Origin of the sequence: Streptomyces sp. NPDC051218 (assembly GCF_044455475.1) — a bacterium.
Lineage (GTDB): Bacteria > Actinomycetota > Actinomycetes > Streptomycetales > Streptomycetaceae > Streptomyces.
This window is the reverse complement of the sequence record NZ_JBITEU010000020.1, coordinates 19,538-40,130: the sequence shown is the minus strand read 5'-3', so window position 1 is coordinate 40,130 and position 20,593 is coordinate 19,538. Positions and strand designations below refer to the sequence as shown.

The 20,593-nt window shown below is 67.6% G+C and carries 20 protein-coding genes and 1 pseudogene; 10 read left to right on the top strand and 11 right to left on the bottom strand.

The features are described from left to right. Positions 1-307 precede the first annotated feature (307 nt). Positions 308-1,120 (top strand): annotated as a pseudogene (locus tag ACIBCK_RS38450) (DNA polymerase III subunit alpha); the annotation flags it as partial. 482 nt (positions 1,121-1,602) lie between these two features. Here the strand turns inward: ACIBCK_RS38450 and ACIBCK_RS38445 are convergent. Further along, entirely contained in the window at positions 1,603-1,980 is a 378-nt protein-coding gene (locus tag ACIBCK_RS38445) for a hypothetical protein (RefSeq protein WP_399397933.1), read from the bottom strand. A gap of 357 nt (positions 1,981-2,337) precedes the next feature. Here ACIBCK_RS38445 and ACIBCK_RS38440 point away from each other — a divergent pair, with 357 nt between their 5' ends. The 4 genes from ACIBCK_RS38440 (at position 2,338) to murF (ending at position 6,516) form a co-directional block, all read left to right on the top strand. After that, positions 2,338-3,324 carry a D-isomer specific 2-hydroxyacid dehydrogenase family protein gene (locus tag ACIBCK_RS38440; RefSeq protein ID WP_399397931.1) on the top strand — a complete coding sequence of 329 codons (987 nt, stop codon included), beginning with the start codon at positions 2,338-2,340 and terminating at the stop codon, positions 3,322-3,324. Further along, positions 3,317-4,384 carry a D-alanine--(R)-lactate ligase gene (vanA, locus tag ACIBCK_RS38435; protein WP_399397929.1) on the top strand — a complete coding sequence of 356 codons (1,068 nt, stop codon included), beginning with the start codon at positions 3,317-3,319 and terminating at the stop codon, positions 4,382-4,384. The genes ACIBCK_RS38440 and vanA overlap by 8 nt, the downstream gene beginning before the upstream one ends. Further along, positions 4,377-5,000, top strand: coding sequence for a D-Ala-D-Ala dipeptidase VanX (gene vanX / locus ACIBCK_RS38430; RefSeq protein ID WP_399397927.1), 624 nt, complete (start codon positions 4,377-4,379; stop codon positions 4,998-5,000). The genes vanA and vanX overlap by 8 nt, the downstream gene beginning before the upstream one ends. A 154-nt stretch (positions 5,001-5,154) precedes the next feature. After that, the gene (murF, locus tag ACIBCK_RS38425; RefSeq protein ID WP_399397925.1) at positions 5,155-6,516 is read left to right on the top strand and encodes a UDP-N-acetylmuramoyl-tripeptide--D-alanyl-D-alanine ligase; all 1,362 of its coding nucleotides are present in this window, start codon (positions 5,155-5,157) and stop codon (positions 6,514-6,516) included. A gap of 15 nt (positions 6,517-6,531) precedes the next feature. On the opposite strand, the gene ACIBCK_RS38420 is transcribed toward murF, so the two are convergent. After that, positions 6,532-7,686 (bottom strand): lipid II:glycine glycyltransferase FemX, encoded by a 1,155-nt coding sequence (locus ACIBCK_RS38420; RefSeq protein ID WP_399397923.1) that lies wholly within the window; start codon positions 7,684-7,686, stop codon positions 6,532-6,534. 61 nt (positions 7,687-7,747) lie between these two features. On the opposite strand from ACIBCK_RS38420, the gene ACIBCK_RS38415 reads away from it, so the two are divergent. Continuing rightward, the gene (locus ACIBCK_RS38415; protein ID WP_399397921.1) at positions 7,748-8,749 is read left to right on the top strand and encodes a hypothetical protein; all 1,002 of its coding nucleotides are present in this window, start codon (positions 7,748-7,750) and stop codon (positions 8,747-8,749) included. A 604-nt stretch (positions 8,750-9,353) separates the two neighbouring features. Here the strand turns inward: ACIBCK_RS38415 and ACIBCK_RS38410 are convergent. After that, complete coding sequence (locus tag ACIBCK_RS38410; RefSeq protein ID WP_399397935.1) at positions 9,354-9,809, bottom strand: DUF3592 domain-containing protein; 456 nt, start codon at positions 9,807-9,809, stop codon at positions 9,354-9,356. Positions 9,810-10,531: 722 nt separating this feature from the next. Here ACIBCK_RS38410 and ACIBCK_RS38405 point away from each other — a divergent pair. Together ACIBCK_RS38405 and ACIBCK_RS38400 are read left to right on the top strand one after the other, a co-directional pair. After that, on the top strand, positions 10,532-10,726 hold the full coding sequence (locus ACIBCK_RS38405; protein WP_367038237.1) for a DUF4236 domain-containing protein: 195 nt from the start codon (positions 10,532-10,534) through the stop codon (positions 10,724-10,726). A gap of 246 nt (positions 10,727-10,972) precedes the next feature. After that, positions 10,973-11,455 (top strand): hypothetical protein, encoded by a 483-nt coding sequence (locus ACIBCK_RS38400; protein WP_399397919.1) that lies wholly within the window; start codon positions 10,973-10,975, stop codon positions 11,453-11,455. Between the two features lie 53 nt (positions 11,456-11,508). Here the strand turns inward: ACIBCK_RS38400 and ACIBCK_RS38395 are convergent, their stop codons facing one another. The 8 genes from ACIBCK_RS38395 to ACIBCK_RS38360 all read right to left on the bottom strand — a co-directional run bounded on the left by ACIBCK_RS38395 (position 11,509) and on the right by ACIBCK_RS38360 (position 17,566). Next, positions 11,509-12,273: an IS5 family transposase gene (locus tag ACIBCK_RS38395; RefSeq protein WP_399397917.1), complete on the bottom strand. Its 765-nt coding sequence runs from the start codon at positions 12,271-12,273 to the stop codon at positions 11,509-11,511. A gap of 88 nt (positions 12,274-12,361) precedes the next feature. Continuing rightward, positions 12,362-13,117, bottom strand: a complete 756-nt coding sequence (locus tag ACIBCK_RS38390) for an ISAs1 family transposase (protein WP_399397915.1) — start codon at positions 13,115-13,117, stop codon at positions 12,362-12,364. 258 nt (positions 13,118-13,375) lie between these two features. Further along, a complete protein-coding gene (locus ACIBCK_RS38385) occupies positions 13,376-13,546 on the bottom strand; it encodes a hypothetical protein (RefSeq protein WP_399397913.1) in 171 nt (56 codons plus the stop codon). 3 nt (positions 13,547-13,549) lie between these two features. Further along, entirely contained in the window at positions 13,550-13,771 is a 222-nt protein-coding gene (locus ACIBCK_RS38380) for a helix-turn-helix transcriptional regulator (RefSeq protein ID WP_054237256.1), read from the bottom strand. Continuing rightward, positions 13,771-14,262, bottom strand: a complete 492-nt coding sequence (locus tag ACIBCK_RS38375; RefSeq protein ID WP_399397911.1) for a DUF2975 domain-containing protein — start codon at positions 14,260-14,262, stop codon at positions 13,771-13,773. The genes ACIBCK_RS38380 and ACIBCK_RS38375 overlap by 1 nt, the downstream gene beginning before the upstream one ends. 759 nt (positions 14,263-15,021) lie before the next feature. Further along, positions 15,022-15,234, bottom strand: coding sequence for a hypothetical protein (locus ACIBCK_RS38370; protein ID WP_399397909.1), 213 nt, complete (start codon positions 15,232-15,234; stop codon positions 15,022-15,024). A 1,369-nt stretch (positions 15,235-16,603) separates the two neighbouring features. Beyond that, on the bottom strand, positions 16,604-17,080 hold the full coding sequence (locus tag ACIBCK_RS38365) for a hypothetical protein (RefSeq protein WP_399397908.1): 477 nt from the start codon (positions 17,078-17,080) through the stop codon (positions 16,604-16,606). An 18-nt stretch (positions 17,081-17,098) separates the two neighbouring features. Further along, complete coding sequence (locus ACIBCK_RS38360; protein WP_399397906.1) at positions 17,099-17,566, bottom strand: hypothetical protein; 468 nt, start codon at positions 17,564-17,566, stop codon at positions 17,099-17,101. A gap of 218 nt (positions 17,567-17,784) precedes the next feature. On the opposite strand from ACIBCK_RS38360, the gene ACIBCK_RS38355 reads away from it, so the two are divergent. Beyond that, positions 17,785-19,134: a helix-turn-helix domain-containing protein gene (locus ACIBCK_RS38355; protein ID WP_399397904.1), complete on the top strand. Its 1,350-nt coding sequence runs from the start codon at positions 17,785-17,787 to the stop codon at positions 19,132-19,134. 918 nt (positions 19,135-20,052) lie between these two features. After that, on the top strand, positions 20,053-20,247 hold the full coding sequence (locus tag ACIBCK_RS38350) for a hypothetical protein (RefSeq protein ID WP_399397902.1): 195 nt from the start codon (positions 20,053-20,055) through the stop codon (positions 20,245-20,247). Positions 20,248-20,593: the final 346 nt, after the last annotated feature.

Here is a 20,593-nt window from a genome sequence, read left to right as displayed (position 1 = left end):
ACCAGTTCACGGAGACGGACAGGCTGGTCGTGGTCGACGCCCACAGCAATGTCGGGGAGGTTGGCGTGTCCCGACTGTGCGGAGGTCTCCCGGCGGGTGCACAGCCGGCATCAGCGGCGCCTCGCCGAACTGCCTGGCGGCGGAGCGAAGTGCTGGTCCGGCTGACGGTGCGGCGGTTTCAGCGGCAAGACGTCATGGGCAGACAGCCGCTTCGACAACGAAGACGTTGCCACCGACGGGCAGACGCACCGGTTCCTGCGGGAGCACCTGGCTTAGCTGAAGACCGACGGGCTGTAGGGGAATGGCCGGGCGTATCGCTGCAGCCCAGCCCTACAGCAGCCTGCAAGACTTCTGGCAGCGGGCCAGGCCCTCACTGCCGATCGCCGAGCGCCTCATCCAGATCGGCGCCCTGGACGCGGTGAAGGGCAAGCTCACGCGGAGATATCTGCTACTGCAGGCCACCGAGCTGCACCGCCACACCCGCAACCGCACCACCGCCACCGGGCAACTCGCCCTCGGCGGCGACCTCGTGACAGCCGAGCCCAGCGGCCTGAAGGAACTCTCCAGCCGCGAACGGATGAGCGCCGAACTCGAAGTCCTCTCCATCGACGTCTCCCAGCACCTGATGGAGCACCACCACCGGCTGCTCCGCGAGGTCGGCGCCACCGATGCGACCCACCTCCAGCGCCTGCACCCCGGACAGAAGGTTCTGGTCGCCGAGGTACGCGCCTCCACCCAGACCCCGCCCATCCCCTCCGGATAGCGCGTCATCTTCGTGACACTGGAAGACGGGGCGGGGCTCGTGGATCTCGCCTTCTTCGAAGACTCCCAGGACGCGTGCGCCCACACCATCTTCCACTCCGGACTACTCCTGGTCCGCGGCACGGTAGAGGCGCGCGGCCCGCGCCGCACGGTGGTCGGCGAGATGGTCTGGGACCTGGAAGCCGTCGCGGCCACGCGCCGCGATCACGGCCCGCAGGCCGCTCTCGACCTGCTCGGCCAGCCCACGCTCGCCCCCACCCCCGCCCAGCCCCCTGCTCCCGCAGGCGCGGACGAGCAAAAGCCGGGACGCGTGCTGCAGGACGGCACGACTGGGTCCCAATTGCACGCGTGGGCCGACCAAAACCGACGGGTTCCGGGCAGAGGAACCTGCGGACCCGCAGGCGTAGGACAACCCGTCTGCCACCGCTGGGCACATCAGCGGGAAACCGCAGGTAAGAGCTGCCGAATCCGCCGCGACCAGCTTCCACAGCCAGGGCAATCGGACCCGGTCACCGTCCTCTGGGCCTCGATACGTACCGCTTCGTCGGTCACGTCGACCGACAGCACAGCCACGTCCGAGATCGACGGGAACAGTAACTCCTCCAGCCGGAGCACTACTTCTTCCACGGGCCGAACTGTCAGCCACACCGCACTGGGGACGAATCAATTTCAGGCAGCTTTCCGAGGCCCCGCCCGCCCGACATACGTCACCGCGTGATGATTCACGGAAAGTGAGCCAGAACCGGAACTCGTGAACAAGGCCACACCCTTGACACTGAAGAAACCGCCCTCCCCACCCGGCGTAGCGCGCAGGCGCGCGCCTCCAGCTGTAGGACGCACTCAGCGACGCGTGGCGGGGGCACGAGATCGACGTCGGCGGGGGTGAAGCTTGCGGCGCGAACTTGTCGGGTTCGTGCCGGTACACCGCGCGCCTACTCTCCGGCACCGGATCGACCCCGGTGAGCGGGGCGCGGCACTCCACCTGTTCCCAGAGGTCCGGCAGGCGACGTTGAGCACCATCTCGGGGCGCACGGCGAGGTTGCGCTCCGTCTGGCTCGCATAGCCGAGGCCAAGGACCACCTTCTGGCCCAGGACCCAAGCGGAGGAGATCGGGGCGATGTTGGCGGCTTCGTCGTCGTTCTCGGCGGTCAACAGGGCGTCGGGCATGCCGAAGTACAGGATGCTCGGCCGGATCGCACGGTGGGTTTCGGCCGTCATGGGCCAGGACACTGCGGTCAGAGCCCTTCGGTCAGGGGCGAAGCGTCGCCCGCCGATTCTGGCCGGGTGACCAGCACCGACACCTTCACGAAGAGCCCGACCTAGCCTCCTTGGGCGCCCTGCCGAGGGATCGCACCAGCCCCGCCATGTGCCTAGACCGGCTCGACGGCCGCGCCTGGACGGCCGCCGACCTGGTCCAGCTTGCCGGGGCGGCGCCGTCCACCGCGAACAGCCACCGCGACCGGACGGTGGCCTGCTCGGCCAACACCGCGCGCTGGCAAGCGGGACGACAACGTATCGGCGGCGTATCGAAAACTGCATACGCGCCGGCAACACCCCGTTTCCTTGAATGGAGGCATGACCTACAGCGAACCAGTGGGAATCACCGCTTTCGGATGCGGGCGGGACGAAGCCGCACGATTCCGGGAGCTGGCGCCCCGATTCGGAGTGACGCCGACAACCACAGAATCCGCGGTGTCGGAGGACAACGCCCACCTCGCATCCGGAAACCGGTGCATCAGCGTCGGACACAAGACCCGGATCACCCCGTCGATAATGCGTGCGCTGAGTCGAGTCGGCGTCTCCTACATCTCCACAAGAAGCATCGGGTACGACCACATCGACGTGGATTATGCGGGCCGCGTCGGCATCTCCGTCGGGAACGTCTGCTATTCCCCCGACAGTGTCGCCGACTACACGGTGATGATGCTGCTGATGGCGGTGCGCCACGCCAAGTCCACTGTCCGCCGCGCGGATGTGCACGACTACCGGCTGCACGACGTACGGGGGAAAGATCTGCGCTACCTGACCGTCGGCGTGGTCGGAACGGGGCGCATCGGCACGGCCGTCATGGAAAGGCTCCGCGCCTTCGGATGCCGGATATTGGCGTATGGAAATCGTGCCGGTGAATCCGGTGACCCCGGCGACGAGGTGTCGCTCGATGAATTGCTGAGGTCGAGCGACGTCGTCACGCTCCATGCGCCGCTCAACGCCGAGACGCACCACCTCCTCGACCATGAACGCATCCAGCGGATGAAACCCGGCGCGTTCGTGGTCAACACCGGGCGCGGCGCCCTCATCGACACCACCGCGCTGGTCGCGGCACTGGAGGACGGGCGCCTGGGTGGTGTCGCCCTCGACGTCGTCGAGGGCGAGGAAGGCGTGTTCTACGCCGACCGGCGGAACGCACCCATCGACAGCAAGCCACTGCTGCGGCTGCAGGAAATGCCGAACGCGTTCATCAGTCCGCACACCGCGTATTACACGGACCGTGCCCTGAGCGACACGGTCGAGAACTCGATCACCAACTGCCTGGAATTCGAAAGCAGGAATCAGCATGCCTAAGGCCAAGCTTCAGGTCGGAATCCTCTTCGGAGGCTGCTCGGAGGAACACCCCATCTCCATCAAGTCCGCGCAGGAGATCGCGCGAAACCTCGACCCGGACAAATACGAGCCGTACTTCATCGGGATCACGCGCAACGGCGCCTGGAAACTCTGCGAGGGCCCCGCCACGGACTGGGAGAGCGGCGCATACCGGCCCGCCGCGCTGTCCCCGGACCGCGGCGTGCGCGGACTGCTCGTCCTCGATCAGGGGAAGTACGAGACGATCGGCCTGGATGTCGTGGTGCCCGTCCTGCACGGCAAGCTCGGGGAGGACGGCGCGATCCAGGGCCTGCTCGAGCTGTCCGGAATCCCGTACGTGGGCTGCGACGTCCAGAGTTCCGCGCTGGGCATGGACAAGTCCCTCGCCTATGTCGTCGCCGCCGGCGCCGGAATCGCCACACCGAATTTCCGGACGGTCGCGGCGGGCGAGGACATCGACGCCGACCGGCTCACCTATCCCGTCTTCGTGAAGCCGGCCCGCTCGGGATCGTCCTTCGGGGTCAGCAAGGTGGCGAATGCGGAAGAACTGCCGGCCGCGCTGGACGTCGCCCGGCGGTACGACACGAAAGTCCTGGTCGAGGAGGCGGTCGTCGGCAGCGAGGTTGGTTGCGCCATCCTGGGCGGCGGAACGGGCCTGACCGCGGGAGAAGTCGACCGCATCGCCCTGTCCCACGGATTCTTCCGGATCCACCAGGAGGACGAACCCGAGACCGGCTCCGACAATTCGACGCCGATCGTCCCCGCCGACATTCCGGCTGAATCCCGGGCACGCGTCCAGGAAGTGGCGAAGGCCGTCTACCGCGCCCTGGGCTGCAGCGGACTCGCCCGCGTGGACCTGTTCCTCAGGGACGACGGACAGGTCGTCCTCAACGAGGTCAACACCTTCCCCGGCATGACCTCGTACAGCCGTTATCCGAGGATGATGGCCGCCGCCGGGGTTCCGCTGTCCGAAGTGATCGACCGACTGGTGGCCGTGGCACTGCACCGGCCCCTGACCCCGACGGAGCCGGCCGATGCGTAACGACTTCGTCTTCATAGACGACTTCATGGCCGGGGTCCGCTGGGACGCCAAGTACGCCACCTGGGACAACTTCACCGGAAAACCGGTCGACGGATACCTGGCCAATCGCATAGTCGGCACCAGGGCCCTGTGCGCGGCATTACAGATCGCACGAGAAGAGGCGGCCGCCCACGGATTCGGCCTGTTCCTCTGGGACGGCTACCGCCCGCAACGCGCCGTGGACTCCTTCCTGCGCTGGTCGGAGCAGCCGGAGGACGGCCGTACCAAGCACCGCCACTACCCCAATATCGACCGGCCCGAGATGTTCGAGAACGGATATGTGGCCGCCAAGTCGGGCCACAGCCGCGGCAGTACCGTCGACCTGACGCTGTACCACCTGGAAAGCGGCGACCTCGCCGCCATGGGTGGCGACCACGATCTGATGGACTCGGTCTCGCACCACGGAGCGGAAGGAATCTCGCGGGCCGAGGCGGAGAACCGCAGGCGTCTTCGCTCCATCATGGAGACCAGCGGATTCAGCTCCTACGCCTGCGAATGGTGGCATTACACGCTCAAGGACGAGCCCTACCCGGACACCTATTTCAACTTTCCCATCACACAGGTGAGTCTGGGATGAAACACGGCGAGGCTCCGGCGGTCCGGCCGGAGCCTCAGCCCGTGCCCGGACGCCGAGCGGCGAGGGCGAGCACCCCAGCAGAGCCCACCACGTATCGCCTGCGTATCGAAATCCGCATACGCGCCGGCAACACCCCGCCGCCTTCACTGGAGCCATGACTCAGAGCCAGCCATCCCGCGCCCCGCACCCCCTCTCCCTCGCCGAGATCGCCACGCTCGTCGACGGCCGGGTCACCGGTGACGCGACCGTCACCGTAAGTGCCCCGGCCGTACTCGACAGCCGGCACGGCGAACCGGGCGGTCTTTTCGTCGCCATGGCCGGTGAGCGCGTCGACGGCCACGACTACGCCGGCCGCACCCGTGCGACCGCCGTGCTCGGCTCGCGGCCGACAACGCTCCCCACCGTCGTCGTCGACGACGTACCGGCCGCACTGCAGACACTCGCCGCCCACACCGTGGCCCGGCTGCGCGAGCGGCTGACCGTCGTCGCGCTGACGGGCTCGCAGGGCAAGACCAGCACCAAGGACCTGCTGAACGTGGTCCTTTCGGGCGCCGGGCCGACCGTCGCCACACACGGTTCGTACAACAACGAACTCGGCGTGCCCCTGACCATGCTGCGCGCCGACGCGCACACCCGCTTCCTCGCCCTTGAAATGGGCGCCCGCCACCTCGGCGACATCGCCCACCTCACCGGCCTGGTCGCACCCGACATCGCGGTCGTGCTCAACGTCGGCCAGGCCCACATCGGGGAGTTCGGCTCGCGCGCGGCCATCGCACGGACCAAGGGCGAACTCGTGCGCGGCCTCGCACCCGGCGGCACCGCCATCCTCAACGCCGACGACCCCCGTGTCGCCGCGATGCGCGCGCTGACCGACGGGCCGGTCCTGACCTTCGGCCGCGCCGAACACGCCGACGTGCGCGTCCAGGACCTGGTCCTCGACCGCCTGGGCCGGGCGGCCTTCACGCTGCGCACCTCCGGCGCCTCGGCCCGTGTCGCGCTGCCGCTCGTGGGCGCCCACCAGGCACTCAACGCGGCGGCCGCCGCCACGGCGGGACTTGCAGCCGGCATCCGCCTGGTCACCTCTGCGGTGGCCCTCAGCACCGCCTCACCGGCCAGGTGGCGCATGGAGCCCCGCACCCTGGCCTGCGGCGCGACCCTGCTCAACGACTCCTACAACGCCAACCCCGACTCCACCCGAGCCGCCCTGGACACGCTTGCCGCCATCGCAGGCCGCCGCCGTATCGCCGTGCTCGGCACGATGCTCGAACTCGGCGCCGCCAGCGAGGCCGAACACCGAGCGGTGGGCGCATACGCGGCCGCGCGCGCCGACCTGGTGGCCGTCGTCGGCAACGCAGCCCGCCCCGTCGCCGACGCCGCGAGGGAGCGGGCGGTCCCGTTCGCCGACAACCAAGCGGCCGTCGCCTGGCTGCGGGAGATCCTCACCGGCGGCGACGTCGTCCTCGTCAAGGCGTCGCGCGGCGCCCGCCTCGACGAGGTGGCCGCCGCACTCGGGTGAGCGCCCGGCGCGGGCTCAGCGCCCGCGCCGCCGCATGTACAGGTCGAAGGCGCGGTAGACCAGCGGTCGCAGCGGCAGATCCCACTCCCCGACGTACCGCACCGCCCGCCCCCCGGTGCCGACCTTGAAACGGATCAGGCCCACATGCGGATCGGCGGTGTCGAGCGTCGGCGTGATGCCCCGCAGGTCGTACACGTCGCAGCCAGCCGCCAAGGCGTCACGGATCATCGCCCACTGGCACGCGTTGGAACCCCGCACCTCATGCTTGGCCGTCGACGAGGCGCCGTACACGTACCAGGCGTGCGCGCCGACCCTCACCAGGACCGTGGCGGCCACCAACTCGCCCTCGTGGCGTGCCAGATAGAGCGCGATCCGCCCGGGATCCTCGGCGCTCAACTCCGCGAACATCGTCTCGAAGTACGCCGACGGCCGCGGCGTGAATCCGTCGCGCGCGGCGGTGTGCACGTAGAGCTCGTGGAACGCCGCGAGGTCCGACGCGCCACCGACCGTGACCTCGACCCCCGCCTTCGCGGCCTTCTTGATGTTGCGGCGCCACTGCTGGTTCATGGCCTTCAGGACGTCGTCCTCGGACCTTCCCGCCAGCGGCACCTCGTACGTGAACTGCGGCTGCCCGGCCCCGAACCCGTCCTTAGGGCTCTGCGGCAGCCAGCCGGCCGCCCGGAGCCGTCGGCTCACCTCGGCACCGATCGGATCGACGTGCCCGTCGGGGAGTCTGGTGAGCCGCCGCACCCCCGGATCGGCCACGCCGTCCTTGACCTGCGCCGCATCCCAGGTGTGCGTCCGCACCGGCGGGCACAGCCGGATCGCGAACGCGCCGCGGGCCTTGAGATATGCCGCCAGCGGGTCGAGCCACGCACCGATGTTCCCGGACCAGTCGATGTCAGGACCCCACGGCAGATACGCAAGCGTGAACCGCGACAGCCCCGGCACCGGCCGGTGAAGGACAAGCCCCGCCCCCACAAGCCGCCCGCCGTCGAACCATCCGAGCGACTCACTGTGCCACTCCGTCTTCACCCGCCCCCACGCCGGGGTCTGCACAAAGTTCACCGACCGCCGCGCCCGCACGAAGGCCAGGTGCTCGGCGTCGCTGATCGGCGCGACGGTCAGCGTCACAGGGAGGGACAGGGGTGCTGGTTCGCGGTAGGACATGACGCCAGTCAAGTCGGCCCTGTGTTGCCGGGGCGTATCCGCTTTTCGATACGCCGACGATATGCGCCGCTCAGGCGCTCCGCGCCCGCCACAGACCGTGCTGCTCACCGGCCCGGCGCCGCAGCCGCGCCCCTGTTCCACGCAGCCGATGTCGAGGCCCGGCGTCGCGTTCGAAGTGGTCCAGACGTTCACCTCCTACTCCGCCACGAGCCAGAAGTACTCCGTGCACGTGATGGATCTGCGCACCGGGCGCACCGAACCCGTCGCTCCCGCACTCCCAAAAGGCTATCGCGCGTACTACGGACCGGCCCCGCTCAGCGCTAACGGACGCTACCTCGCCTTCGTGGCCAGGACAGCCGCCGACGAGGACGGGGTGACCCACTGCCGGGTCATGCTCCTGGACCGCGGGAGTCAGCGGCTGTGGCGGGCGGGACCGTCCACGATCCGTGGCTGCCAGGACATCTCCCTGAGTGCCGACGGCCGCAAGGTGGCCTATCAGGTCGGCTATTCGGGGCCGTCCGACGACGACACGGCGGACATCCTGGTGTACGACCGCGTGACCGGGAAGACCGTGCAGGCCGATGTCACCCATGACGGGGCACCGGCCGACAGGTCGGCGCAGACGCCGGTGCTCAGCGCCGACGGCTCCAAGGTCGGATTCAACTCGGTGGCGACGAACCTGGTCCCTGGCACCGACCCCAACGGGGACACCAGCACGTCCTGGAACGCCTTCGTCCGCGATCTGCGCACCGGCACACTTCAGCGCTACGACGGCCACTCCCCCACCGATGTCACCTTGATGTCGGACCTGTCGGCGGACGGCTCGAAGCTGCTCCTCAACACCGCCGACGCGAACCACGCCTCCCTGGGTCTGATCCTGCGCGAGGTGCGCACCGGTCACGAGGAGTTGCTCTCACCCGGTCAGGACGGCGAGCCAGTCACCGTGGGCCGTGCGGCGCTGAGCGCGGACGAGTCGACGGCAGTCTTCGACTCCTACTACCCCGGCCTGGTGCCCGACGACAACAACCTGATCGGAGATGTCTTCGTGCGCACCCTGCGTTGAGCGGCAGCCTGCCCATGCGGCACCAGGGGGCGCTCACGAGCCGTGCGAAGCGCACTACGAAGGCGCGGCGCCGGTGTCAGCCACCCCGCCCCGCGGACATCAGGTGAGAGAGCAAGCAAGGTCGCGGTCCGCGGTGCCGGCGATGCTTCCCTTCACTGCATATCCGCCCACCAGGCTTTGGCGTCCCGTGCGCGTAGGGCGCGATGCTCGGACCTCGCTTACGCCTTTGCTTGGCTATGTCCACGAGTATCGGGCTCTGGCACAGATCTTGGGGAGCGGTTGCGGAGGGTGGCCGCAGTGTTCGAGCTCAGCGAGCTTCAGCCGGGCGATCCCGTCCAGCGAACCTCATCAGCCATGGGGGCATCACGGCGAAGCTCAACGAATACGAGCCAGTTGGCGCATCCTTCGACACCATCCGCTGGGTGGCTACGTAAGCGAGTTGGGTTGGGAGGTCGGCACGAGATGCAGAGTCGCGCACTGGCGCGAATAGGCGGTGCTCACGAGGGCGTGAGTCAGTGGTCTTAGACCGACGCGACGTCAACCTGCTACTGAAGCCCTCTAGGTGGAGGGCTGGTTCCCTTATGCAGCCCGCGCCAGTCGGTCCCTAGGGGCACGAGGTGCTGTAGTCGCTCGTACCCCACTCACACTTCTCAAATGAAGATCCCCAGAACAGCATTGCCAGTGCGATTCCTATCCCAATCAGCACAAAGGCCGCCCCTCCTGCGCCGACGAGCAAGTAGATGCGGGTGCCCGCGGACGGGAGCGTCCAGCGGGAGGGGTTTGCCGGGTCGTAGTAAACCGTGACGGGGCTGCCGGGTGGCGCGTTGTGGTGGAGCGCGCGGGCTACGTGTCCTTCGGTTTCCATGGTGCAGCCGTCGGCCGTGGTCCAGGCGATGACCGGGTAGTACACGGTGGTCGGGGAGTTCGAGCGGTTGGAACTCAGCCTGGTGGGGTGCAGGCGGGTCACCACCCCCTGCGCCCTCGCGCCCTTCCGGCGCAGTCTCCGGTCCCGGAGCAGGGCACGACACGCAAGCGCGCTCGTGATAGCGCCGAGCAGCATGAAGCCCGTTGGGAGCAACCAGAGTTCGAGAGAAGGAGGCACGAAGACCGTTCCGAATCAGTGGGGGTGGGACAGGGGCAGCGTAGCCACGAAAAGGTGTGCAGCGGCCGGGGGCAGTAGCGGTGCGACAGCGTCGATCTCTTGTGCATCGACGAGCTGGACTGTGCGCTACGAGGCGCTGATGGATCTCGCGGCATGAGAGACCCGCCGCCGCAGTGCTTTCAGCAGCTCGCGCTCGCCCTCACTGGTGAGGCCGGCCCGGCGGGGCCGGTGAAGGCCCTGCTCCCGCTCCCAACGCAGAGTTTCCGCCAGCATCTGAGCCCCCAGGCCGGCGTCGCAGACCTGCCGCGCTTGCCGCAGCGCCGCTGCGAGCGCTGATGCCAGCCCAGTTCGGGTCGGCCACCCACAACGCGAGCGACTGGCTGCTGGACTGTGCGGAGAAGGGAACGACCGGAACGTACAACGCGGTTGGCCCGATCGTTCCCGTCCGGGAATGGGTCGCGCTGTCGCGCCAGACTGGCGGGCACACCGGCCCAGTGATGGAAGCCGACGACACCTGGCTGCTTGGGCAGAACGTGGTCCAGGCCATGGGCCCGCCGAAAAGGTCCCTCCCGTAGCGGGCCGCGAGTTGATCAATCATCTGCTCTGCGCGAAGTCATGCCTCACGCGTCGGGTCGAAAGTGCCCGGAGCGGGTACCCGGTGACGGACACAGGAGGACTTCATGCCACTCACGTTCCGCAAGAGTTTCAGGATACTTCCCGGGGTACGGCTGAACATCAACAAGCGCTCGTGGTCCCTCACCACAGGCGGCGGCAGTCACGGCCCTCGCCGCACCCACAGCAGCACCGGCCGGCGCACCACGTCGATGGACCTGCCAGGCCCGTTCGGCTGGCGCCGCACAACCAAGCGCCGGTAGGAAAACCAGCAGGAAAGCAGCCTTCCGTCGGCTCCTGCGTTGCGGCGCAACTGACTGCGGCGGTCGGCGACACCTATCCGGGCGAGCCGGAGTCTGGCGATCTGGGTGTGTCCGGCTTGTTGAATCACACCGACGCTCCGGGGATGGTTGTCTGCCAAGTGCATCGTCCTCGCCGCCGCGTGTTGTCTGGCTTTTAGACGTCGCTTCTTTTGGTGGTTCCAGGTCGAGCTGTGCAGGGATACTGCTGTGGTGCTGTTGACGTGGATCGCTGAGGTGGCGGACGAGCCTCTGGTACTGGAGCCGGCTGACCGGCGGGTGGAATGGGAGACCAACACCTGGTCGCTGGGTGCGACTGACGAGGACAGGAGTTCGTTGGCCGTCGCCGAGGTGGTGGCCGCCTTTGAGCGGACTGCTGCCGCCATCCGGGAACGCATTCGCGATCTGAGCTTCTCCGGGGTGGCGACGTTCTACGTGTGGCACGACAAACAGGCAGCACAGCTCCGGTGCTCGACCGGTTCTGTGCCCCCGGATGCGTTGCCGTTCAGCGGTGCCTATGTGGCTTCCGACGACCTCGGTCCGATCGTCGAGGGCTTTCTGGCCGACAGCGAGCCAGGCACCATCACCTGGTCGGACCTGGACGACGCGCAGAGCCTCTCGGAGCAGACCAAGACCGAGCCGGATATCAGGCCCTTCGATGTCTGGGTCAGCAGTGTCGGAGCCTCAGACTGACTGTTCCTGCCCGTCCCTACGGACGAGTCGGCGGTGGCAGATGAGAGTTGCGGCTACGCCGGTGAAGGCGAGAAGTGTTCTGCCTTGCGTTCGTAGCGGCGGTGGAGTCGGCGGCAGCCGGCGAGCCAGGACACGGTCCTCTCAACAACCCACCGGTGGCGGCCGAGCCGCTGCGAGGACTCGATCCCCTTGCGGGCGATGCGGTGGCGGATGCCGCGCTTGCGGAGCCATCGGCGCAGGTGGTCGTAGTCGTAGCCCTTGTCGGCGTGCAGCTTCGCCGGGCGGCGGCGGGGTCCGCGTGGAGAGCGAATGGGCGGGATGCCCCGCACGAGCGGCTGAAGGCCCTGGCTGTCGTGCATGTTGGCAGCCGAGATGTCCAGCGACAGTGGGAATCCGTTCCGGTCCGTGATCAGGTGGTTTTCGATCCCAGCTTGCCGCGGTCGGTCCGATTCGGTCCGGTCAGTGGCCCCCTTTCGCTGCCCGGAGATTGACAGCGTCGATCGCGCACCGCGACCAGTCGAGCTCGCCGCGAGCGCCGAGTTCGTCAAGGACGATGCGGTGGAGCCTTGCCCAGACGCGGGCCCGGCTCCATTGAGCGAACCGTCGGTAGACCGTCTGCCGGCTCGGACCGAACTGGTGGGAGCTGCCGCCAGTGTTCGGTCCGAGGTGGCCACGAAGAGGATCACGGCCAGGGGCTCGCGGTCACCGGCCCGCCGCGGGCCGCCACCCTGCGGACGTAGCACCTCCGTCGGCGGCACCACCCGCCAAAACCGCACCCACAACTCGTCCGGAACCAAATGCTCAACCGGATCAGTCATGCACCGTTCAACGAACGATCACGCCAAGAGAAGCGACGCCTAGTAGGGGGCAGGGCTTCGGCATAGTCGCGTTACGTCCGTTTCGTGATCATGTGACTCCGAGGCGGGTGAGAGGTCGGCTGGCGTCGCGGGCGTTGTGCCGGAGACCGGCAGCGAGGATGCTCGTCCCGGCGAGGCGAAGGGCGCCGATGGCGAGGTTGCGCCAGGTCGCAATGGCGCGGGGCGCGGAGCCGGTTCGCAGGTGGGAGGCGTCCTCGGCGAACCTCACGTCTCGGACGTGGTGCAGAGCTTCGATCTTCCAGTGGCTGCGGATCAGCCGAGCGAGCTCGGCGGGTGTGGCCTGTTCCGCGGTGAGGCTGGTAACCGCGTAGACGGTCTTGATGCTGACCTTGCCGGTCTTGCGGTCCATTCGGCGGCGTTTGAGCTTGATGGCCTGGCGGGCGCCGGGAAAGAACAGGCTGTTCGCCGTGCACACCTTGATGCGGTGGATCTCGCCGCGACCGTGGCCTGTGTCGCGGGTGCGGCCCTGCAGCGGGATCCGCTTGCAGGGAAGGGACTTGAGCTGCTCATGGAGCTTGTTGTGGTTCCCTTTCGCGATCACGATGTACTTCGCACCTCGGCCGAGCAGGTAGCTGGCGTGCTCGCGCTGGGGGTGCCTGGCGTCGCTGGTCACGACCACGCCCGCCAGATCAGCGACGGTCTCCAACAGAGGCTGGAAGCAGGTGATCTCGTCGGTCTTCTCGCCAGTGTTGAGTTGGGCCAGGACCAGGCCGGAGAGGTGGTCGCAGGCGGCGAGTAGATGAATCTTGCGGCCCGTAGCCCTGGCCGCTGCGCGCAGGGTCACCGTCGGCCGCCACTGCGTGCAGCCGACCGTCGGCCCCAGCGCGCCGGTCGGCCAGCCAGGGGCCCACCGCCCGGTCCAACGGCGTCGCCGTCGATGCGGCCCAGCAGCCGACGCACCGTCGCCTCCGCCGGCAGACCCGTTTCGGGGACAGCGGATCGGGCCGTACGCCAAGACGCTCCAGGACGGCCAGCGGGGCGTCGGTGATCCACTCACCCACCGCCAGCAGGGAGGTCGCTCCGGCCAGAACCGCGCACGCGGTCACGCAAGCATCACGACCAGAGCATGCCGTACGCCGCGCGGATCGCGCGGGTCGGGCACCTCAGCCAGATGCTCCAGCACGCCCGGGATCTCGCCGAGTACGGCCCCAGAATGCTCGCGGAGTTGGTCATCAAAGGGGAGCGGGATCGGCGATGACGTGTCGGCAGGCACGGTTCATTCGCCCGCGGTGTCCTCGGCCTCCCAACGAAGCAGGTCGCCTGGCTGGCACTTGAGCACCTCGCAGAGCGCGGCGAGGGTCGCAAAGCGCACCGCCTTGGCGCGGCCGTTCTTGAGTACCGCCAGGTTGGCGGGCGTGATCCCTACGCGGTCCGCGAGCTCGCCCACGGACATCTTCCGCCTGGCCAGCATCACGTCGATGTCGACGGCGATCGGCATCAGATCACCTCGTCCAGCTCGGCCTGCATCTGCGCCGCTTCGACCTCGCGCGCGACGGCCTGGGCGAGCAGCATCCGCAGCACGAGCACGATGAGCGCGACCCCCAGGATGGCCACGCCAATCCCGCCCATGATGACGCTGACGCCCGGGTCGTCCCGCTGGCCCGGCGCATTGATGACCGTGACCGTGAACCACAAGAGGGCAATCGCCACGATCGCGCCGATGATGCCGTCCACGTACCGGAAGGCAACGTGGGAGAACACGGTTCCGCGCCGCACCATCGTCACCAGCCGCCATACACAGACCAGAGCGACCTGGACCGACACCATTCCCAAGATCGTGATCACGCGAAACGCGGTCAGTGGGAGCGACCCGTCCTCCGGATCACTCCCACTGACCAACGCCCACACCATCCCTGCCTGCACGGACACGGTGCCGACGAGCACCACCACGAGCACAACGCGCAGCGCACGCACTGTCAGCTTTCCCATGACCCATCCCTCCATCGAGCTACGATGGGAATCTATCGAATCTCGATAGATCAAGCAAGGGCTGGGCCGGAGGACGGACGGCGGTTTCGCACCAAGGCGGGATGCCGCCGCCCCCTCCCGCGCCTTGGTGCGACGCGATGGTTTTCGATCTTGCCGAAGTCGACCTCACTCAGTCACATATGGACGCCACCCGACTACGCCGAAGCCTTGCCACTCGGCTGCCTTCCAACTCATCAACGACGTGTGGCGAGGCCATGAGCGCTGGTCCATAACCGAGATGGTCCAGGAAGCGAACCACCAGATCGAGCGATACTGCGTTGGTCCCCTCCCGGACGCCGATCAGCCCTTTGGAGTCGCTGCGGGGTTGGTGTGTGCCGTCGCCCCGGACAGGGCTTGCGTCGGCCTCAAGAAGAACCCACATCCGGTGACCAGCGGTGGTCGATACCGACCACCGCACTGCACGACGAGCGCTCGCGACCGCCTGCGGGGCTGCGCACCGCAATGGACAACGAGTTATGTCAAGTTGCCAATGCGATACCTACGACGATTCCTACGACGATGACGACCACCCACCAGACGGTATAGCCACGATTAGAGTTCGCCAAGTTCTTCTCCAGTCTCATGAAGATGATTCGTCCTCTTCACCGAATTCACTTCTCCGGGTTCCACACGGTCAACACTTGCCACGGGCCCGCAGGCAGCCCCCAGGGGCTTCACCCTGGGGGCTTCAGCTGTGCTAACGGGTCATCAGAGCCGGAACTAGCGTGTCAGCTCGCCGATGAGGCCCAGCAGGGCAACGATGAGAAATACAACACCGAGTCCCATGAAGAGGATTCGGGTGTTGTTTCTGGCTAGTTTTGCGTTGTTCTCGCCGACCCTGGCGGACAGCATCCTCTGCTGGCCGCGTGCGGCGTAGACCCCGACCAATATAGCCAGGACGCCAAGCACTGCGAAAACAAGCGGCCCTGTCATCGGATCCTCCTAGAACCGTCTCTCGACGAAATCACTGGCGGCGTAACTACCGAAGGAAGCCGCCGCACCGCACGCTGCTCCTGTTGCCAGTCCCGCACCGCCAGTCGCCACACCAAAGCCCACGGCAATGGAGCCGCAGACCGACCCGACACGAGCTGTCCGCCATGGGGAACCAGGCGGACGGCGTCGTTACGTCTGGTTGCGGGGCTGGACCCGCGAGAACACCGACCGCCTTACGCGCCGTTGTGCTCGGTCAAGCACGTGTACTGCGCCTCGCCCTCCCACCCACCGGTCTCCGAAGCAACTCGCTTCGCAACAGGGCGGCTCGTCATCCGACTCGGCCCGCGTCGAGCACCAGCAGCAAACCCGATCACCGCGTACACGAACCAGCACCGTCCACGACACACGGCGTCAGCCACCGCCGTTGGCCCGACGCCATGCTCGCCGCTCGTCGACCACCTCGTCGATCAGCGCGAGCACCTCCTCGTGCACGTCATCCGGCATCGACCACAGCGCCTTCTCGGCCTCAATTCTGGGACTGGTTGGGCATGATGACCGCGGCGAACGTGGCGCAGCGCGGGTGAGTGCCGTGGGGTAGCTGGCCTTGGCCATGAAGGCGATCCGCGCGTGGCTCCGCTGCCGGTGCAACCGCACGCGATCCCCGAGCGGGCCGACCAGGTCGGCAATCGGGCCCGACGATGCCTTTCGAAGCTGGTCGTGTCATCCGGCGGCTTCATACACCGTCAGATCCTGGTCCAGACCGCCGTACTCGTTCACCTGGGTCAGATGTCAGAAGTACTCCGCCATGCCTCGCGACTCCTGCGTAGACCGTCCCGTGCCAGGCCGTGGTCATGACGATCTTGAATTGCTGACGTCATGGTTTCCCGATCCCGACTCCGTCAAGAACTGGGGCGGGGCCGCTGTCACGGCAGCAGGTCGCCGTGAAGTATGCAGGGCGGCGCCGCCCGCACGTGGGGCCCTCCCTGGTGCTCGCCCAGGGCACGGCGGTGGGCTACGTCTAGTACTGGCACGCTGATGCGACCGAGGGCGGCATCGACATGGTGCTCATCCCCGAGGCGCAGGGACGTGGGCTCCTAATGGAATGGCGCCCAGCACGTAGCCCTGCGGGTGTGCCAGGTGCGGGGCGGCGCGAAACGGCTGCCCCGCACCGACCGGCGACGCGGGCGGACTTGGTGCTCTCCGACATGCCGTGGATGGCGGCCGGTCATCCGCATGAGCAATGACCCAGGCGAACGCCGCGATCCACATTCTCGTCAGTCCACTGCAGTAGGTCCTGCCGAGCCTCGGGAACGTCACACGCCCGCAGATGAGTACGCGCTGACCCGCTATGAGCGTTCCTTGCCGACCCTTAGTCTTTGCAGGCCCTCACGCTGTTGATGGGGGTCCAGCCGTACTCGCCGCTGCTGGTAGGCGGGGAAGGGGCGGTGTGGTTGGAAGCGCCGTTCCCGTTGTCGCCGGCGTAGAAGGTGCCGTAAGCACCGTCGGTCTGCTTGTTCAGCCAGAAGCCGCCGCCCTCCCAGTTGTAGATCTTGTAGATCACGTTGCAGGCGGAGAGCTGGTACACCTTCCAGTACTTGTCCGCGCCCTTGGTGGGATCCTTCACGGATAGGCAGAGCTGGCCCGACGAGCAGGGGGTCTGGGAGTACCGGCTGACCCATTTGATCCCGACAGGGACGTCGGCATCGGTGTAGAGCGTGGGCTCAACGGCGTTAATGGCTGCCTCCGCACTGGCGGCGGCCTGGGCGGGTATGGCGGAGGTGAGCGCGGCGCCCGCGAGCACAACACCGGTGGCCAGCAGGCCAGCGGTCTTCTTTCGCAGATTCATAGTCGATTTCCTTCCGGATCAGAAGATCGTGACGACGCAGTGCGGTTTTGCTGAACCTGAGCAGATGGCTCGGTCGGCGTTCGTGATCTTGGTCCAGACGCCCTTGCCCACCTGCACCTGGAGGTATGAGAGATCGGGCATCTGCAAGGACACGACGTAGGGCCGGTCCTCGAACGTGAAGCCGTCGACGTCGTACGAGCCTTTGACCTCCCGGCTCGGAGGCAGTTCCGTCTGCTTGCACGCGAGGTTCTCGGAGTCGGCCCAGCGTGCGGTGAGGGTGTCGTCCCACACCTGGCAGCGGTGCACTCGGTCGGCTCCGCTGAACGACGCGTACTCCATGCCGACGCTGCTGCGGTTTTCCAGATCGCCGCCCTCTGCCGCCGAGGCCGGCGTAGGTGTCAGCGTGATCGCGATTGCCGCCAGGATCACCGGCAGCGTGATCCGCGCGGTGGTCGCACGGCGCATGGCCGTGTTCCGGACAGTCATGTGTTTCCCCCGTCTTAGGCGGTGATGGCTGGACCGACCTTCCCGTCGGCCCAGCGGTGACGACTGTGCCGATCTGATCCGCCCGACCGCCAGAAGATCGGCGTCCCGTGCTGGCGTGGGACGCGCAATACGCCCATGACCAGGAATGATCTGGACAGGATGGGACGCCCCTTGGGACCCTGGGGCGCCATGTATGAGGCGTCACGGGGGTGAGGTGCTTGACGGGGCTCGATGGGGAACGGGAGCTGGCCGCCGCGTTGCGCGGTCTCAAGGAGCGCAGCGGGCTCAGCTACCAGCAGCTGGGGCGCAGGGTCTTTATCAGCAGTTCGACGCTCCACCGGTACTGCAGCGGCAAGGGGGTGCCGGGCGAATTCGACCTCGTCCTGCGGATCGCCAGGGAGTGCGGTGCCGATCGCGCGGAGCTGAACGAGCTGCTGCGGCGCTGGGAGGCCGTGACGAGGGAGGGGCAAACGGAGCCCGGCTCCCTTATCGCACTTGGGCCCCCGCCCTCTACCACCCCCCCTGCTGCCGTGTCCCCGGAGCGAATCCCCGCTCCCGCCGTCCCGCCCCCGGTACGAGCACGCCGCGCCTCGCAGTTCCGCATCGCCCTCATCATCGGCATGGCCCTGTTCGTCCTCAGTACGGCCGTCGCAAGCACACCGCACGGCACCGGTTCGGATCTCGTACCGAAGCCCACTGGGGCGGATCCCGCGCCAGCACTGGCCGCGGCAGCCAGCTGGGAGCGGCCGCCCGCACCGGTCGACCCGGAGCTCTTCGGCGTGACGATGAACAGCTACAGCGGCGCCATGCCGTCCTTCCGGGTCGGCGCCCTGCGGCTGTGGGACAGCGAGACCCGCTGGTCCCAGCTGGAGCCCCGGCGCGGAGAGTTCGACTGGGCCACCCTCGACCGGCTGCTGGACGGGGCCGAGCGTCAGGGGCTGCCCTCGCTGTTCGTCTTCGGCGGCACGCCCGCCTGGGCTGCCCCGGACGCGCGGAAGGCCGCCTACCCTGAGGGTGCGCGGGCGGCTCCTCCGGATGACCTGGCCAACTGGGATGCCTTGGTGCGGGCGCTCGTACGGCACGCGGGCGCCCGTATCGACGCGTACGAGCTGTGGGTCATGGCCAACCACGAGCACCACTACAACGGCAGCGTGAAGACGCTCGTCGAGATGCCCCGCAGAGCGAGCCGCATCATCGAGGAGCTAGACCCGGACGCGATGGCGGTCTGTCCCTCGGTCACAAAACTGTGGACGGCGCGGGCGCACAGGTTTCTGACGGAGTTCGCCGCGCTGGGCGGCTACCAGTACTGCGATGCGGCGGGTGTCAAGCTCTACCAACGCCGGGTATCCGACCCTCCGGAGACCATCCTGGAAGCGGTACGGGAGGTCGAGCAGACCTTCCACAAAGCCGGCTACCACCTCCCGCTGTGGAACACCGGCACCACCCAGACCCTGCCGCTGAACGATCCACTCGAGCCGGAACAGGCAGCCGACCACGCCGTCCGCTTCTACCTCGCGGGTCTGTACGCCCGGAACTTCGGCCTGGAACGCTTGTACTTCTACGCCTGAGGCAACGGGAAGATTCCGATCGTGCTCCAGGCTGAGGGGCGACCGCCGACGAAGGCGGGCCTGTTCGTGGGGGTGCTGCAGCAGTGGCTCGCGCACGCATACGTCACCTCCTGCGGGCACGGCCCAGAGGTCTCGCTCCCGAAGAACGTCTGGGAGTGCCGGTTCACCGTCCCGGACGCACGAGGAGCGCCGCGTACGGCCCGCATCGTGTGGGCGGACTCAGGTTACGGCGACCGTCCGCGCCGGCACCGGGGCATCGATCGTCCGCCAGCTCGACGGCACCGCGTTGGCCCTGGACGCCGAGGACTCCGTGCAGATCACCGAACGTCCGGTATTCATCGAACACACCGACTCGCCGTCGGCATGACAAGCGTTACGGACAGAAGGCATGCCCGGCCTGCTGGACCTCTCACGACGCCCCTGCCCCGACTGGGTACGGACGATCCCGCCCCGACCAGCCATTCTCTCTGGGGACGACACCGCCAGCCGGAATCAGGACTGCCATCCACTCACGCAGCAGTCCCTCAGCCCCATGGCGAGTTCGCCAACCGCCCGGCACACGCCTCGCTGCTGCGGCTGAAGCACCGCCGACAGGGCGGGTCAGGAGGAAAATCCGGCATCTCCGATAACGACCTTCCACAGCCCCAGCAACCGGCACGTCGCACAGCAAGTGCCAGCGGCGCGTGGACGATCGTTTGGAGAGAACACGTCGCCGTGAGCGTGGTGGCCATCGGCGTGCTCTTTCACCAGCGGCCCAGCCGGATGACCCCAACACACGGCGCACCACCAGACCCTGCGCCAGCCACAACTCGGGGGCGGTAACGCGGACTTCGCCTGAGTGATCCGCGTGCGACGGGGTCGAGGACGAGGCCGTGGGCTTCGCGTACGGGGCTCCGGCTGCAGAAGCGGAAGCAGGGCTTGGCGGCCAAGCCCTCCTGTGCGCTCCTGGAGGAGCGGCAGCCCGAGGACCTCGACGTACTTCTGGTGGAGGTCAAGCATCCTCGCCTGCAGGCGCTGTACGAGGACTGGGGTTTCCGAAAGGTCGGGGAGCGTCAGCCCTTCCCGGACTCGCCGCTGTACGCCGTCGTGCTTGCGGAGCTGCCGTTGCACTAGGTCCCCCGGGTGTGGCCTTCATCCTCCAGCGCTGTACGTGCCGCCTTGGTGAAGGCGTCCGGACGACGTTCGAAGCGGTGCTTCTCGTTGAAAGGGTGGCCCCCTTATTCGTTGGTGGGCGAGTTCGTTCCTGAAGGACCGGACCTCGTCGGCGAACTCCACTTATGCCTGTGAGCGCGGGCCACGCCTCTCAGTGAGGCTCTCAAAGCGTCGCTGGCGCGCTGCCTCCGACTCCTGGTGCTTCAGTCAGCGGGATAGGGGTACGTTGGCCGTTCTGCCGAGCCTGTATGACCCGGAGGTCTGTATGGCAACCCCGAGAAGGACAAGGCAATCGTGAAACTCTCGC

Bases quoted from the DNA above. Each gene is read 5' to 3' on its own strand.
- ACIBCK_RS38360 (WP_399397906.1), bottom strand. From the start codon at position 17,566: ATGACTGTCCGGAACACGGCCATGCGCCGTGCGACCACCGCGCGGATC.
- ACIBCK_RS38440 (WP_399397931.1), top strand. From the start codon at position 2,338: ATGACCTACAGCGAACCAGTGGGAATCACCGCTTTCGGATGCGGGCGG.
- ACIBCK_RS38365 (WP_399397908.1), bottom strand. From the start codon at position 17,080: ATGAATCTGCGAAAGAAGACCGCTGGCCTGCTGGCCACCGGTGTTGTG.
- ACIBCK_RS38380 (WP_054237256.1), bottom strand. From the start codon at position 13,771: ATGCCGATCGCCGTCGACATCGACGTGATGCTGGCCAGGCGGAAGATG.
- vanX (WP_399397927.1), top strand. From the start codon at position 4,377: ATGCGTAACGACTTCGTCTTCATAGACGACTTCATGGCCGGGGTCCGC.
- ACIBCK_RS38445 (WP_399397933.1), bottom strand. From the start codon at position 1,980: ATGACGGCCGAAACCCACCGTGCGATCCGGCCGAGCATCCTGTACTTC.
- ACIBCK_RS38395 (WP_399397917.1), bottom strand. From the start codon at position 12,273: ATGACTGATCCGGTTGAGCATTTGGTTCCGGACGAGTTGTGGGTGCGG.
- ACIBCK_RS38415 (WP_399397921.1), top strand. From the start codon at position 7,748: ATGCGCCGCTCAGGCGCTCCGCGCCCGCCACAGACCGTGCTGCTCACC.
- murF (WP_399397925.1), top strand. From the start codon at position 5,155: ATGACTCAGAGCCAGCCATCCCGCGCCCCGCACCCCCTCTCCCTCGCC.
- ACIBCK_RS38420 (WP_399397923.1), bottom strand. From the start codon at position 7,686: ATGTCCTACCGCGAACCAGCACCCCTGTCCCTCCCTGTGACGCTGACC.
- ACIBCK_RS38370 (WP_399397909.1), bottom strand. From the start codon at position 15,234: ATGACAGGGCCGCTTGTTTTCGCAGTGCTTGGCGTCCTGGCTATATTG.
- vanA (WP_399397929.1), top strand. From the start codon at position 3,317: ATGCCTAAGGCCAAGCTTCAGGTCGGAATCCTCTTCGGAGGCTGCTCG.
- ACIBCK_RS38410 (WP_399397935.1), bottom strand. From the start codon at position 9,809: ATGCTGCTCGGCGCTATCACGAGCGCGCTTGCGTGTCGTGCCCTGCTC.
- ACIBCK_RS38405 (WP_367038237.1), top strand. From the start codon at position 10,532: ATGCCACTCACGTTCCGCAAGAGTTTCAGGATACTTCCCGGGGTACGG.
- ACIBCK_RS38375 (WP_399397911.1), bottom strand. From the start codon at position 14,262: ATGGGAAAGCTGACAGTGCGTGCGCTGCGCGTTGTGCTCGTGGTGGTG.